Below are 13454 nucleotides of genomic sequence, written 5' to 3'. Positions count from 1 at the left end.
GGGCCGGACGGGAAACTGTCCGGCCCTTTTTATTGACTTCGCCCAATGAAAGGGCACCATGCAGCCATGATGAAATATGTGTCCCTTGTTGCTTTGTTCTGTATGCCTGCCGTTTCCTTTGCCGAAGGGTATCGGTCAAAGCCCACCATCGTTGTTGGGGACATTGGGTTGCATTGCCCGTACGAGATTACGGGCAGCGAACCTGCGCCAAATACCGAAAATGGTGTCATTGATACCATCAGCGGCGAACCGCAGGTCATTGCGCATACAACGACTGTTCCAGCTATTCCTGACCTTGGGTTTGGGGTGCAGCTTCGTCTGGCCGAAGGCGTCACGCTCCCTGGTGCTGAGATTGTCGTGCGTCATCCGCCGATGGGGGCAGAGGGCGTGACAGAACAGCGTTGGTATCCGAACTTTAACGATCAAACCTATTCACTGAGTATGTATCGCTTCGATTTTCCGTACGAATTGCTGGTCGGAACATGGTCGTTCTCTGTCGAGCAGGGCGGCCAGACGCATTTCATCGCTGAATTCGATGTCGTGCCGCCGCCGGCTGGGCTGACAATTGATGCGCTTTGCTCGGGTGAGGGACTTCTGTCCTAGTCACCCCATCCAGCCGCGACGGATTAGGTTTACACCTGCTATGAGCAGCACCCATAGGGTCGCCTTGCGGAACAAGGCCTGATCAATGCGATCATGGATACGGAACCCGATCCACATGCCAGCGAATGCGGGCAAGAGCAAGATCGCGGAAAACGGCAGTGTATTCATGTTGAGAATTCCAGACTTGAGGTGCCCAGCCAGAAGCATGAAAGCGCCAGATCCGTACACCACGCCTTGAACAACGAATTGCCGTGCCTTGGGCGTGTTGACGGCAACCAGATAAAGAACTGTTGTTGGGCCCCACGTGCCCGCAAAACCACCAAGCGTGCCTGATAAGAAACCAGCAACGATGGACGCGCTCCGCCGATGTTCGGGCTTGATATGCAGCTTAACGCCAGAAATCTGAATGATGCAGAGCACGGTCACGACGATGCCAAGGCCCAAGAGCATCGTGTCAGGCGAAACATAGGCCACGAATTGCGAGGTGATTAGGATCATCACGCAGACGATCAGAACGTACAGGCCATACTCGCGCAGCGCGTCTCTTGCCTCTGCCCAACCCGCCTTTGCGATCTGCAAAATATTGGACATCACGATAGGCAGAATGATCCCCGCCACCACGACTTTCGGGTCAATGAGAATGCCCATTCCCGAGATCATGATGAGCGGCATCGCGAATCCGATAGCCCCCTTAACGACGCCCGCAACGAGCGTCACAGCGAAGGCAAAGACCAGAAGTTCGGGCGAAATCAGGGAAAAAATACTATCCATAGGCTAGGTGCATATCGCTAAGTTGTTCGCTTCGCACGAAAAATCCCGCGCGACATTTATGTTCTTTGACTTTTGTCTAAACGAAATTAAGTTGCGCTGCAGTTGCGAAGAGTTTATCTCTGCACTAGCACAATAAGGAGCGCGACATGCCCCACGACGGACAGGATATCGTTATGACAACCTCGCCCATTCTTGAGAACCTTTTGGGTCTAACTGGTGCAACGCTTGCACCCCTCGAAGAACTTCTTTCGACGGCCAAAGACACAGTGCGATCCAAGGTGAGCGTCGATGGTCGCGTGTCTGGCGGTTTGGTCGAGGAACATCAGTCGGTTGCGCATGGCCTCGCGTGGTTGGCGACATATGTCGAAGCGTTGAAAGAAATGCACGGCTGGGCTGATCGTTTGAATGCCGAGGGCAAATTCGGCGAAGTCGAACAGATCATCCTCCAGATCGCATTTGGCGAATACCTCGCGCAGATCAAAGGCGGCATCCCAATGTCGCAGGGCGAAATTCTGCGCCTCTCTGATCTCGGTGTTGCGGATACGCTTGCCCAGCCAGAGGTCGTTACACTCGTTTGCGCTGGGAACTCTCAAGCGGCTCGCTCCCGCTTGGTCGAGATCATGCAGGATCAAGCCGGTTCGACCATGTTTGGTGCATCCGGTCTGGATGAAGAGCTGGAGATGATCCGCGACCAGTTCCGCCGCTACGCGTTGGAAAAAGTTGAGCCGTTCGCCCATGAATGGCACCTCAAGGACGAATTGATCCCGATGGAGATCATCGAAGAACTCGCCGAAATGGGTGTCTTTGGTCTCACCATCCCCGAAGAATTTGGTGGTTTTGGCCTGTCCAAAGCGTCCATGTGCGTCGTCTCCGAAGAACTGTCCCGTGGTTACATTGGCGTCGGTTCGCTCGGCACTCGTTCCGAAATCGCGGCGGAACTGATCCTTGCAGGCGGTACGCAAGAGCAGAAGGAAAACTGGCTGCCAAAACTTGCGTCTGCTGAGATTCTTCCGACTGCGGTATTCACTGAGCCTAACACGGGCTCTGACCTTGGTTCGCTCCGCACCCGAGCTGTGAAAGACGAAAACGGTGATTACCGCATCACGGGCAACAAGACATGGATCACCCACGCGGCTCGTACGCATGTGATGACCCTGCTGGCTCGGACCGATCCAAATACGACGGACTACAAAGGTCTGTCCATGTTCCTCGCTGAAAAGACACCGGGAACTGACGAACATCCGTTCCCAACCGAAGGCATGACGGGCGGTGAGATCGAGGTTCTCGGTTATCGCGGGATGAAGGAATACGAGCTTGGCTTTGATAACTTCAAAGTTAAGGGCGAAAACCTTCTCGGCGGTGAAGAGGGTAATGGTTTTAAACAGTTGATGCAGACGTTTGAATCGGCGCGTATCCAAACCGCAGCGCGTGCGATCGGTGTTGCACAGTCCGCTCTGGATGTGGCGATGCAGTATGCGATTGACCGCAAACAGTTCGGTAAATCCCTAATCAACTTCCCGCGTGTGTCGGGCAAGTTGGCGATGATGGCTGTTGAAATTATGATCGCGCGTCAGCTGACTTACTTCTCGGCTCGCGAGAAAGACGCGGATCGTCGCTGTGACCTCGAAGCTGGTATGGCAAAGCTTCTCGGTGCGCGTATTGCATGGGCCTGTGCGGATAACGGTCTGCAAATCCACGGCGGCAACGGCTTTGCTCTGGAATACAAGATCAGCCGTATCCTATGTGATGCTCGCATCCTGAACATCTTTGAAGGTGCTGCCGAAATTCAGGCGCAGGTTATCGCACGCCGTATTCTGGGTTAATCAAGGCGCGCTATTGCGTCGATCAATCTCTGACGAGCCGCGGGAACTTCGCGGCTCGTTTGCGTTCCGAATAGACGATTTTCGATGAAATATCCGGTCGTTCCGAGGGCGCGCGCGATTTCCCCGCCAGATGCATCGCCTTCGCCCTTCATCACGGGCACCAAGGGCAATAGGCGGTTCGCCCATTCCCCAGCGCCCTCTTTACTTACCGCTCGGCCAGATTTGGGTGAAATATAGGAAAGGTCCTCGTTCACGCCTCTCACAGCGCATGCGGAAAGGTCTAATCCGTAGCCGAGCTCATCGAGGAGTGACATTTCCCAATGCAGGTAAGCGAGCGGCCAAACGTCGTTCTGACCTAGAAGATCGAGAAGTTGCACAGTCCGGTTATAGAGCGGTTCATGTTTCTCACGCTCTGGTAAGGATTGGCATAGTAGGGCGCAAACTGCCCCAAGCCCGCTAAGTGCGAGCCGGTCTGACATCACCTGCGCCGACCGACTACGCAGCGGTTCAATCGTAAAACTACCAAGGTGATCGTCGAGGCGGGCTTTCCATGTCACTGAAACCTGCGAGCCGGGCTGAAGCGTTGCCGCCATTTTGCGGCTTGCACCCCCACGCACTACGCCTGCATGACGCCCTCTGGACGGCGTAAAAACCTCGATAATCATCGAGGTCTCGCCATGCACGCGCGAAGCAAGAAGAGCGCCTTCGTCCTGCCATTCGATCATAGCGGGATCGAACGCATGTGATTAACGGGTCGGAACGGGCTTATCGCCGCGATAATCGTAGAAACCACGCTTGGTTTTGCGACCCAGCCAACCCGCTTCAACGTATTTGGTCAGCAATGGGCAAGGGCGATATTTCGTATCCGCGAGACCTTCGTGCAGAACGTTCATGATCGCCAGACAAGTGTCGAGGCCGATGAAATCGGCAAGCTCCAGTGGGCCCATCGGGTGGTTGGCGCCCAGTTTCATCGATGTGTCGATGGAGGACACATTACCCACGCCCTCATAAAGGGCATAGACGGCTTCGTTGATCATCGGCATCAGGATGCGGTTCACGATGAATGCAGGGAAATCCTCGGACGTTGCGGAGGTTTTGCCGAGCTTTTCAACGACTTCCTGACATTGCTGGTAAGTCTCGTCATCGGTTGCGATGCCACGGATCAATTCGACCAGCTGCATCACGGGCACTGGGTTCATAAAGTGGAAGCCGATGAACTTTTCGGGTCGATCCGTGCGGCTGGCGAGACGCGTGATCGAAATGGACGACGTGTTTGATGCGAGGATCGTTGTCGGCGTGATATGAGGGAGCAGTTCGTCGAAAATCGCCTGCTTGACCGTTTCGCGTTCAGTCGCTGCCTCGATGATCAGATCGCAAGGCCCAAGATCAGTGAGCGTTTGCGTCGTCGAGATACGGCCCATTGCGGCGGCTTTGTCTTCCTCGGTGACGACACCTTTGGACACTTGGCGCGTGATGTTCTTGTCGATCAATGCGACGGCAGCGGCCAAGGCGTCCGCGCTGATGTCAGTCATCATCACATCGTATCCGGCCAACGCAAACACGTGAGCAATGCCGTTGCCCATCTGTCCTGCGCCGACAACGCCTACTTTGTTAATCGCCATGGCTTTGCCCTCTGATCTGTTCTGGGGAACCATATGTCCGCAATGGGCAAACGTTCAAGGCGGCAGTTTCCTTAAACATTGTTCTAATTCCCAAGTTTATCCATTTGGCAAGGTTTGGGGCCGACTCTCAGCAGTGGTGAGTGAAAACTGGTGGGAGCCATGAGACATGAAAAACTGGAGGCAGCGGGCCTCGATTATGCTGTGTGTAGGTATGGTGGGTCGCGATTACTGTTTCGCGGGCCCAAGCGTCCGACGGACAAGCCGTATATCACTTTTGTGGGCGGCACGGATGTCTTTGGGAAGTATGTCGAGAGGCCGCTTCCAGTTTTGGTTGAACGTGAAATAAAGCGCAGTTGCGTCAACTTAGGGGTTCCGAACGGATCAGTGGACGTTCAGTTGAATGATCCCACGATGATGGAGCTTTGTCGTCGTGCGGAGCTTTCCGTGATCCAAATTACAGGTGCTCAAAACCTATCGAATAGGTTCTATCGCGTTCATCCCCGCAGGAATGATCGCCTAATTGAGGCGTCGACCGTAATGCGCGCACTTTATCCTGATATCGATTTCACTGAGTATAGTTTTACGCGGCATATGCTGTCCGCGCTTTTCCTGAAATCACCTAAGCGTTTTGCAACGATCCAAGCAGAGCTCGAATTGGCGTGGTTGTCGCGGATGCGGACAATGTTGACGACGGTCGGGCGGCGTGTGGTGCTGCTCTGGTGGTCGGATCGGCCGCTCACGAATGCCCCTTGGTATCAGCGATCAGACCCGTTTCGCGGCGACCCGATGTTTATTACGCGATCGATGGTGCAAATGTTGAGGCCGCTGGTGAAAGGGATTGTTGAGGTTGAACCCATGGTTCCTGACGGATGCGCTGGGCTGATTGTGCCTGATGGTGAGATGCCAGCCGCTGCCGAACGTCTTCCTGTCAGTGCCCATGCGATTGCAGCTCAGAAGATCGTTCCGTTGATCAATCGGCCATGAAAAAACCCGCGCTAAAAGCGCGGGTTTTGTTATTATGTCATTTGTCCCGAAGGATCAGACCTTCGCGGTCAGTTCCGGCACGGCGTCGAAGAGGTCGGCGACGAGGCCGAAGTCTGCGACTTGGAAGATCGGGGCTTCTTCGTCTTTGTTGATCGCGACGATGATCTTCGAGTCTTTCATACCAGCAAGGTGCTGGATCGCGCCCGAGATACCGCAAGCGATGTAGAGTTCTGGCGCCACAACCTTACCCGTTTGACCAACCTGCCAGTCGTTCGGCGCAAAGCCAGAGTCGACCGCTGCGCGCGATGCGCCAACAGCTGCACCCAGTTTGTCTGCCAGAGCTTCGATGATTTTGAAGTCCTCTTCGGAGCCAACACCACGTCCACCCGATACGACGATCTTGGCCGAGGTGAGTTCCGGACGGTCGCTTGCTGCAACTTTGTCCTCAACCCATTCCGACAGGCCGGCGGAGGCTGCGGTGCCCAGTGCTTCAACAGGTGCAGAGTTGCCGTCAGCCGCTGCTTCGAACGAGGTGGTGCGGATGGTCATAACCTTCACGCTGTCAGCCGATTTCACGGTCTGAATCGCGTTGCCTGCGTAGATCGGGCGTTCGAATGTGTCGCCGTCAACGACAGCGGTCACGTCCGACAGGATCATCACGTCGAGCAGGGCTGCAACGCGCGGCAGGATGTTTTTCGCATCCGACGCCGAAGGCGCTGCGATGTGGCTGTATGCGCCAGCCATCGACACGATAAGGTCAGCGGTCGGTTCGGCCAGAAGGTGGCAGAAACCGTGATCGCCAGCAAAGATAACCTTTGCCACGCCTGCAATGGTCGTAGCCTCGGCAGCAGCAGCGTCACCGCCTTCGCCAGCAACGAGAACATGCACATCACCCAGCGCCGCAACCGCGGAAACGGTCTTGGATACTGCGTCTTTGGCCAATTGGCCGTTCGCAACGTCTGCGAGAAGAAGAACAGCCATTAGAGTGCCCCCGCTTCTTTGAGTTTCGATACCAGTTCGTCAACCGAACCAACCTTGATGCCAGCCTGACGAACCGGCGGCTCGGAGGTTTTGACAACGGTCAGGCGCGGAGACACGTCAACGCCGTAGTCTGCTGCGGTTTTCTCATCGAGAGGCTTTTTCTTCGCCTTCATGATGTTCGGCAGCGACGCATAACGCGGTTCGTTCAGGCGAAGGTCAGCGGTGATAACGGCAGGCATTTTAACCTTAACGGTCTGCAGGCCGCCGTCGACTTCGCGGGTAACCGTTGCGGTGTCGCCATCAACAGCAACTTCCGACGCAAAAGTCGCCTGCGACCAACCCAAGAGCGCTGCCAGCATCTGGCCAGTTGCGTTCATGTCGTTGTCGATCGCTTGTTTGCCCGCGATGATCAGGCCCGGATTTTCCTCTTTCGCAACAGCGGCGAGGATCTTCGCAACAGCGAGAGGTTCGATGTCCGTGTGAACGTCGTCCGCAGCGGTCACGAGGATCGCGCGGTCAGCACCCATCGCCAGAGCAGTCCGCAGAGTTTCCTGCGCTTGCTTTACGCCGATCGAAACAACGACGATCTCGTCAGCTTTGCCGGCTTCTTTCAGGCGGATCGCTTCTTCGACAGCGATCTCGTCGAACGGGTTCATCGACATTTTTACGTTCGCAAGATCAACTCCCGTGCCGTCCGCTTTCACGCGAACTTTCACGTTGTAGTCAATCACGCGCTTAACAGGCACGAGGACCTTCATCGGCGGTAATCTCCCTTTTAAATGTGCCACTCAAGGGACACTCTCGGTAGGTTGTTAGCAAGCGCAGAACATGGAAAACAGTGCAAAATCGACGCGGCAAGACGCTAAGACGCCACGTTTTGCATCGGTTCAATGCGTATAGCTCATGATAATAGGACTGTTAGCGACGCAACTATGTTGCGCCGCGGAATGAGCAATTGGTCGTAGAGTTTGGCTGGGCGACTGATTCTGCTGGAATCAGGCGATCAACGGTTCGCGCCAGGCACCCAAAGAACGTCGGATTTGCCCGCGTCATTCGCCATGCGAGCGGCAACAAAGAACCAGTCTGACAGACGGTTCAAGTATTTCACGCCAATATCATTGACCGATTCCATGCTCGCCAATTCGACCGAAAGACGTTCAGCGCGGCGGGCAACGGTGCGGCATAGGTGCAAATGGGCCGACAGGGCCGACCCACCCGGCAGAATAAAACTGCGGAGCGGTTCGAGTTGCGCGTTCATGGCGTCAATCTCGGCCTCAAGGCGATCAACTTGGCTCTCGACCATGCGCAACACAGGGTAGGGCGCGTCTGCATCTTTTTCCATGTCAGGGCGGCACAGGTCTGCACCAAGGTCAAACAGGTCGTTCTGGATCGCCGAAAGTTGCGCCGCGATCTCGGCGCTTGCATGCAGGCGGGCCATACCCACGGTCGCATTCAATTCATCCACAGTTCCGTAGGCCGTAACGCGGGCAGAGTGTTTGGCCACGCGGCTACCGTTACCGAGAGCAGTTTCACCCGCATCGCCAGTTTTAGTGTAGATTTTGTTGAGAACGACCATTCTGAACCCCTGTTATTTGCGCAGGTAAAAAATTGCAGCAATCAAAGCGACCGCAACGGCCTGCGCGTAGATGCGATATCGCATGATCTTGTTCGATTGCTTGCCAGAGTCCGCTTTGCCAACGCCAAAAGTCCCGAGGCCCCACATCAAAATGAGGGCTACGGCCACAACCGCAATCAGGACGATGAATTTAAATGGCTCGTTGAACATAACGGGCTCCCCCTGTGATTTGATACCGATGTATCACGCAAGGTTGGAAAGAAAAGGGTTTCAGCCTTTTGCGATCACCCAATCCAGAAGGCGCGTAGGCAGTAACCGTCTGAGAGAACCCATAAGATAGGTCGGTGTTGTGACGTAATAGCGCGGCTTTGGGTTGGTTGAAGTCAGAGCATGCAAGATTTTTTGCGTTACGGCTGAAGCGGGCAATTCGAAGTTGTCGGGGCCATTGTCCTCATAGAGGCGCGACTTTAGCGTTTCGTACTGGGCTGCGCGTGCAGAGTTTGCTGTATCAATCCATTTTTCGAAATGCGGGATGGCATTTGCCCTGATCTTGGACGTGATTGGGCCGGGTTCAATAAGGATGATTTTGATTGGCGTGTCGCGCATTTCGATCCGCAGTACGTCGGTTAATCCTTCCAGCGCGAATTTCGTAGAAACGTAGGCACCCCGCCAGCTGAGACCTACGAGGCCGAGAACGGAGGAACAGTTGATGATGCGTCCGTGGCCTTGGGCGCGCATGACCTTGATCACTTCGCGGGTTAGGTCATGGGTGCCGAAGAGGTTCGTTTCGAAAATTTCACGCAATGCACCGGCGGGCAGATCCTCAACGGCGCCAGGGCAAGCAAAGGCAGCGTTGTTATAGAGCGCGTCCAGTGTGCCACCTGTCGTGGCGAGAACTTCGGCTAGACCTCTGCGGATCGATTCTGGATCGGCAAGGTCGATCTGCGGCGCGTCAAAACCTTGCGCTTTGAGACGGTCACAGTCTTCGGCCTTGCGGCAGCTTGCAAAGACACGCCAGCCCGCTTCACGAAGGCCATGTGCCGCGTCGTAGCCAATTCCAGAAGAGCAGCCGGTGATGAGAATGGTTTTCTGTGTCATACCGACTTGTCGCTTGATGTCGCGCCGATCTCAAGCGTCGTTTGCATCAAGAAAGCGTGCAGCCATCCAACCAACGCGCCCCGTCTCGATAACGCGCAAATGTGCCCAACCGTTGCTGAGGGTTTCGAGAACCTCAACCTCGGTGCCGCGATCTAGCCTAGCCGAAATGCCATAGCTGGTTCCCGGACCAGTCCGCATGTTCACACCCGCACCAGCGACGGTTCTGACGTCAAAGATAACCTCTGGAACTGGGGTCGGATCGGCAATTTCGGCCACTTCGGTCTGATCTAATGACACCAAAACGGTGCTAGAGGCAAAGCCGTCTGGCAGATCAGCGGAATCGCGAGTTACGTCAATAATCGCTTCGCGACTACGTTCGGGCCGCACTTCGGCTTCGAAATCGGCCCCGCCTGACAATTCATAAAACGCGAGACCTAAAAATAGAAAACTGGCAGTCAAAAAAATACGCACGGAAACATCCCCCAACACAACCGTAACATGATTAATGTATCACTTTTCGCGCATAGCGTCACGATTGAAAACCAGAGAATGAGTGGTCTCTGAAAGTGTTGTAAAATGGTCGAAAATGACTTTGGCGCAAATCGCGCTGGAAACAGAAAAGACCAGCCGTTAGACAACATGTATGACCGACAGCACAGACAACACCGAAATCGGCTTTACCGAGCATAAGGAAACCCTTCGCCGCGCAATTGGTGAACGGTACCTGACATACGCACTGTCCACGATTATGCACCGTGCGTTGCCCGATGCGCGTGATGGTCTAAAGCCTGTTCACCGCCGAATCCTTTTTGCGATGCGCGAACTGAAACTGTCGTCGACAGGCGGTTTCCGTAAGTCTGCTAAGATCAGCGGTGACGTGATGGGGAACTATCACCCGCACGGCGATATGGCTATTTACGATGCGATGGCGCGTTTGGCGCAAGACTTTAACGTCCGTTATCCACTCGTGGATGGTCAGGGTAACTTTGGTAACATCGATGGCGATAACCCAGCGGCGAGCCGATACACCGAAGCGCGGATGACTGCTGCTGCTGAAGCGCTGCTCGATGGTCTGAACGAAAACGCTGTCGATTTTCGTCCGAACTACGATGGTACGCTTGAGGAGCCGATTGTTCTGCCTGCGGCGTTCCCGAACCTGTTGGCAAACGGGTCGTCGGGCATTGCAGTCGGTATGGCGACGAACATCCCGCCGCATAACATCCACGAATTGATTGACGCGTGTCTGCATCTGATCAAAGCGCCAGATGCGCGGGATGAAACGCTGCTCAACTACGTTCCGGGCCCAGATTTCCCGACAGGTGGCGTGATCGTTGAGACCCGTGAGAGCATCGCTGAGTCCTACCGCACGGGCCGCGGTTCGATCCGCTTGCGTGCGAAATACGAGATTGAGGACCTTGGGCGTGGGATGTGGCAAATCGTTGTCACGGAAATCCCGTATCAGGTTCAGAAATCCAAGCTGATCGAAAAGCTGGCCGAGGTCATCCAGACTAAAAAGGTACCGCTGCTCGCTGATGTGCGTGACGAATCCGCGGATGACGTTCGCATCGTGCTCGAGCCGCGTGCAAAGACCGTCGATCCCGAAGTGATGATGGGCATGCTGTTCCGCAATTCGGACCTAGAGGTTCGGTTTAGCATGAACATGAACGTGCTAATTGACGGGCTGACGCCGAAGGTGTGTTCGATGAAGGAAGTCCTGCGGGCGTTCCTCGATCACCGTCGCGACGTTCTGCAGCGTCGTAGCCAGCACCGCATGGATAAAATCGACCACCGTTTAGAGGTGTTGAAAGGCTTGATCATTGCCTTCCTCAACCTTGATCGCGTGATCGACATTATTCGTTACGACAACGATCCCAAAGCCGCTTTGATGGGCGAGGATTGGTCGACCAAGCGAGTGCGTGCGACCTCTGAAAAGGACTACGTATCGCCTCTGCCGTCTAAAGGCGGCGAACTCACTGAGGTTCAGGCCGAAGCTATCCTCAACATGCGTCTGCGCAGCTTGCGCCGTCTCGAAGAGATGGAACTGGTCCGCGAACGTGATGCGCTGTTGGCGGAGCGCGAAGAGCTCGCCGAGCTCTTGGGTGACGAAGACAAACAATGGGCGAAAATTTCTGAACAACTGCGTGAAACGCGCAAACAGTTCGGGAATAGCGCTCCACGCGGCCAGCGTCTGACGACCTTTGCTGAAGCAGGCATGGTCGAAGACGTACCGATGGAAGCGATGATCGAACGTGAACCGATAACGGTGATCTGTTCGAAAATGGGTTGGATCCGCGCGATGAAGGGGCATCAGGCCCTCGATTCCGAATTCAAGTTCAAAGACGGTGATGAGGCGCGTTTTGCATTCCATGCGGAGACGACCGATAAGTTGATCGTGGCTGGGTCGAATGGCCGCTTCTTTACTGTTCTCGGCGCGAACCTACCTGGTGGCCGCGGTATGGGCGAACCTGTCCGCCTGATTATCGATCTCCCCAACGAAGCCGAAATCGTCGACATCTTTACGGCTAAGGCAGGGCGTAAGCTTCTCGTTGCCTCGTCGGATGGTGATGGTTTTGTCGTCGCAGAGGACGATGTGATCGCTCAGACCCGTGCAGGCAAACAAGTGCTGAACGTCAAAGACGGCGTTGTGCTGAAGGTCGTGAAACCAGTCGCGGGCGATCACGTCGCCGTTGTCGGTGAAAACCGTAAGGTTCTCGTCTTTGCGATTGATGAGCTGCCTGAAATGGGCCGCGGTAAAGGTGTTCGACTGCAGAAATACAAAGACGGTGGTTTGTCGGATGCGACGACATTTGCGCTGGCCGAGGGGCTATCGTGGCTCGATCCAGCAGGCCGTACCCGCACCGAACCTGATCTTGCCGAGTGGCTCGGCAAACGGGCGGGGTCTGGTCGAATGGCGCCGCGCGGCTTCCCGCGTGACAACCGCTTTACCTAAAATGTGAAGGCTGGACACGCTTGTGTGGTGCTGTCCCGTCATTTACCGATCAAGGTTGAAACATTCGGAGGTCATTTGATGCGCAAAGTTCTGTCCATGCTCGCCCTGTGCGTTCTTGTCAGCGCCTGCGGGCGGATGCGCGATGACCTTACGGAGGCTCCGGAGCCGATCGGCAATTTCCTAATGGGGTACAATATCACCGTTGCGAATGACCCGACCAAAGGGCCGTTTTCCCGCGATGTGACAAATGAGGAATGGAAAGCAGCCGTCGAAGGCGCGATCCAGAATCGCCTCGGTCGGTATGATGGCGACGCTTGGTTTCATGTCGCTGTCGGAGTTCAGGGCTACGTCGTTGCCATGCCCGGCATTCCTCTGATCTATTCGCCGAAATCCGTTCTGGTGATTGGCGTGACCTTCATCGAGGACGCCACCCAATCAAAATTGAACGAAGAGCCGATTCAAATGACGGTCTTTGAGCCGTGCTGCACGCCAATTCTGGGCTCTGGCCTGACACGATCCCGCGAAGAACAAATCGACGGGCTCGCGTTCAACGCAGCAAGAGCTATTGAGCGATACATGCGCGAGCACGCTGACCAATTCGGTGGCGTTCCAGAGGTTCTTGAGGATGACCCGACGATCATTGAGGGGACGGTTTCGTTGGAAACACCGACACAAGTTCCGCAAGAACCCGTCAACTGACTCTTGATTTCCGTTCCTTTTGCCAATACATCGCCCGCGATGTTGAAACGGGCCTGTGGATAGGCCCCCGAAATCACGAGGCGCCAACCAGATGGCTAAAGGTAAGTTTGAACGTAACAAACCGCACGTTAACATCGGCACGATTGGCCACGTTGACCACGGTAAAACCACATTGACCGCAGCAATCACCAAATACTTTGGTGACTTCCGCGCATACGACCAGATCGACGGCGCACCTGAAGAAAAAGCACGCGGCATCACCATTTCGACCGCTCACGTTGAGTACGAAACCGAGACCCGTCACTACGCACACGTCGACTGCCCAGGCCACGCTGACTATGTTAAGA

Annotated in this window: 15 protein-coding genes; 6 read left to right on the top strand and 9 right to left on the bottom strand. The window is 55.2% G+C overall.

All coding sequences use genetic code 11. From position 1 onward, the window contains the following. Positions 1–66: 66 nt before the first annotated feature. Positions 67–603, top strand: a complete 537-nt coding sequence (locus AC1QQ2_RS09375; RefSeq protein WP_479712929.1) for a DUF3859 domain-containing protein — start codon at positions 67–69, stop codon at positions 601–603. Here the strand turns inward: AC1QQ2_RS09375 and AC1QQ2_RS09370 are convergent, their stop codons facing one another. Then, positions 604–1374 (bottom strand): sulfite exporter TauE/SafE family protein, encoded by a 771-nt coding sequence (locus AC1QQ2_RS09370; RefSeq protein ID WP_105234100.1) that lies wholly within the window; start codon positions 1372–1374, stop codon positions 604–606. It lies immediately after the preceding gene. Between the two features lie 146 nt (positions 1375–1520). Between AC1QQ2_RS09370 and AC1QQ2_RS09365 the strand changes: the two genes are divergently transcribed. Continuing rightward, positions 1521–3197 carry an acyl-CoA dehydrogenase family protein gene (locus tag AC1QQ2_RS09365; RefSeq protein ID WP_479712928.1) on the top strand — a complete coding sequence of 559 codons (1677 nt, stop codon included), beginning with the start codon at positions 1521–1523 and terminating at the stop codon, positions 3195–3197. Here the strand turns inward: AC1QQ2_RS09365 and recO are convergent. Next, positions 3194–3922 (bottom strand): DNA repair protein RecO, encoded by a 729-nt coding sequence (gene recO / locus AC1QQ2_RS09360; protein WP_249946072.1) that lies wholly within the window; start codon positions 3920–3922, stop codon positions 3194–3196. The two genes, AC1QQ2_RS09365 and recO, sit on opposite strands and share 4 nt — an antisense overlap. Positions 3923–3943: 21 nt before the next feature. After that, complete coding sequence (locus AC1QQ2_RS09355) at positions 3944–4819, bottom strand: 3-hydroxybutyryl-CoA dehydrogenase (RefSeq protein ID WP_105234103.1); 876 nt, start codon at positions 4817–4819, stop codon at positions 3944–3946. Positions 4820–4978: 159 nt separating this feature from the next. On the opposite strand from AC1QQ2_RS09355, the gene AC1QQ2_RS09350 reads away from it, so the two are divergent. Beyond that, the gene (locus AC1QQ2_RS09350; protein WP_479712927.1) at positions 4979–5803 is read left to right on the top strand and encodes a DUF6473 family protein; all 825 of its coding nucleotides are present in this window, start codon (positions 4979–4981) and stop codon (positions 5801–5803) included. 54 nt (positions 5804–5857) lie between these two features. Here AC1QQ2_RS09350 and AC1QQ2_RS09345 read toward each other — a convergent pair whose 3' ends face one another. The 6 genes from AC1QQ2_RS09345 to AC1QQ2_RS09320 form a co-directional block, all read right to left on the bottom strand. Beyond that, positions 5858–6784 carry an electron transfer flavoprotein subunit alpha/FixB family protein gene (locus tag AC1QQ2_RS09345; protein ID WP_479712926.1) on the bottom strand — a complete coding sequence of 309 codons (927 nt, stop codon included), beginning with the start codon at positions 6782–6784 and terminating at the stop codon, positions 5858–5860. Then, positions 6784–7542 carry an electron transfer flavoprotein subunit beta/FixA family protein gene (locus AC1QQ2_RS09340; RefSeq protein WP_067548142.1) on the bottom strand — a complete coding sequence of 253 codons (759 nt, stop codon included), beginning with the start codon at positions 7540–7542 and terminating at the stop codon, positions 6784–6786. The genes AC1QQ2_RS09345 and AC1QQ2_RS09340 overlap by 1 nt, the downstream gene beginning before the upstream one ends. Before the next feature lie 245 nt (positions 7543–7787). Continuing rightward, positions 7788–8360, bottom strand: a complete 573-nt coding sequence (locus AC1QQ2_RS09335; RefSeq protein WP_105234106.1) for a cob(I)yrinic acid a,c-diamide adenosyltransferase — start codon at positions 8358–8360, stop codon at positions 7788–7790. Between the two features lie 12 nt (positions 8361–8372). After that, positions 8373–8570 (bottom strand): twin transmembrane helix small protein, encoded by a 198-nt coding sequence (locus AC1QQ2_RS09330; RefSeq protein WP_067548148.1) that lies wholly within the window; start codon positions 8568–8570, stop codon positions 8373–8375. 60 nt (positions 8571–8630) lie between these two features. Further along, complete coding sequence (locus AC1QQ2_RS09325; protein WP_479712925.1) at positions 8631–9458, bottom strand: SDR family NAD(P)-dependent oxidoreductase; 828 nt, start codon at positions 9456–9458, stop codon at positions 8631–8633. A 30-nt stretch (positions 9459–9488) separates the two neighbouring features. Next, complete coding sequence (locus AC1QQ2_RS09320) at positions 9489–9929, bottom strand: SH3 domain-containing protein (RefSeq protein ID WP_479712924.1); 441 nt, start codon at positions 9927–9929, stop codon at positions 9489–9491. A gap of 172 nt (positions 9930–10101) precedes the next feature. Between AC1QQ2_RS09320 and parC the strand changes: the two genes are divergently transcribed. From parC to AC1QQ2_RS09305, 3 genes are all read left to right on the top strand, one after another. Continuing rightward, the gene (gene parC / locus AC1QQ2_RS09315) at positions 10102–12408 is read left to right on the top strand and encodes a DNA topoisomerase IV subunit A (RefSeq protein WP_479712923.1); all 2307 of its coding nucleotides are present in this window, start codon (positions 10102–10104) and stop codon (positions 12406–12408) included. Between the two features lie 78 nt (positions 12409–12486). Further along, entirely contained in the window at positions 12487–13107 is a 621-nt protein-coding gene (locus AC1QQ2_RS09310; RefSeq protein WP_479712922.1) for a hypothetical protein, read from the top strand. 91 nt (positions 13108–13198) lie between these two features. After that, a partial coding sequence (locus tag AC1QQ2_RS09305; protein ID WP_479712921.1) for a GTP-binding protein occupies positions 13199–13454 on the top strand: 256 nt, incomplete at its 3' end.

This window comes from Aestuarium sp. (assembly GCF_023253315.1).
GTDB lineage: Bacteria > Pseudomonadota > Alphaproteobacteria > Rhodobacterales > Rhodobacteraceae > Marivivens > Marivivens donghaensis.
The sequence above is the reverse complement of the archived record's forward strand: the minus strand, read 5'-3'. Positions and strand labels throughout refer to the sequence as shown.

Coding starts and splice junctions, on each gene's coding strand:
- AC1QQ2_RS09375 (WP_479712929.1), top strand. CDS start 67: ATGATGAAATATGTGTCCCTTGTTGCTTTGTTCTGTATGCCTGCCGTT.
- AC1QQ2_RS09370 (WP_105234100.1), bottom strand. CDS start 1,374: ATGGATAGTATTTTTTCCCTGATTTCGCCCGAACTTCTGGTCTTTGCC.
- AC1QQ2_RS09365 (WP_479712928.1), top strand. CDS start 1,521: ATGCCCCACGACGGACAGGATATCGTTATGACAACCTCGCCCATTCTT.
- recO (WP_249946072.1), bottom strand. CDS start 3,922: ATGATCGAATGGCAGGACGAAGGCGCTCTTCTTGCTTCGCGCGTGCAT.
- AC1QQ2_RS09355 (WP_105234103.1), bottom strand. CDS start 4,819: ATGGCGATTAACAAAGTAGGCGTTGTCGGCGCAGGACAGATGGGCAAC.
- AC1QQ2_RS09350 (WP_479712927.1), top strand. CDS start 4,979: ATGAGACATGAAAAACTGGAGGCAGCGGGCCTCGATTATGCTGTGTGT.
- AC1QQ2_RS09345 (WP_479712926.1), bottom strand. CDS start 6,784: ATGGCTGTTCTTCTTCTCGCAGACGTTGCGAACGGCCAATTGGCCAAA.
- AC1QQ2_RS09340 (WP_067548142.1), bottom strand. CDS start 7,542: ATGAAGGTCCTCGTGCCTGTTAAGCGCGTGATTGACTACAACGTGAAA.
- AC1QQ2_RS09335 (WP_105234106.1), bottom strand. CDS start 8,360: ATGGTCGTTCTCAACAAAATCTACACTAAAACTGGCGATGCGGGTGAA.
- AC1QQ2_RS09330 (WP_067548148.1), bottom strand. CDS start 8,570: ATGTTCAACGAGCCATTTAAATTCATCGTCCTGATTGCGGTTGTGGCC.
- AC1QQ2_RS09325 (WP_479712925.1), bottom strand. CDS start 9,458: ATGACACAGAAAACCATTCTCATCACCGGCTGCTCTTCTGGAATTGGC.
- parC (WP_479712923.1), top strand. CDS start 10,102: ATGACCGACAGCACAGACAACACCGAAATCGGCTTTACCGAGCATAAG.
- AC1QQ2_RS09310 (WP_479712922.1), top strand. CDS start 12,487: ATGCGCAAAGTTCTGTCCATGCTCGCCCTGTGCGTTCTTGTCAGCGCC.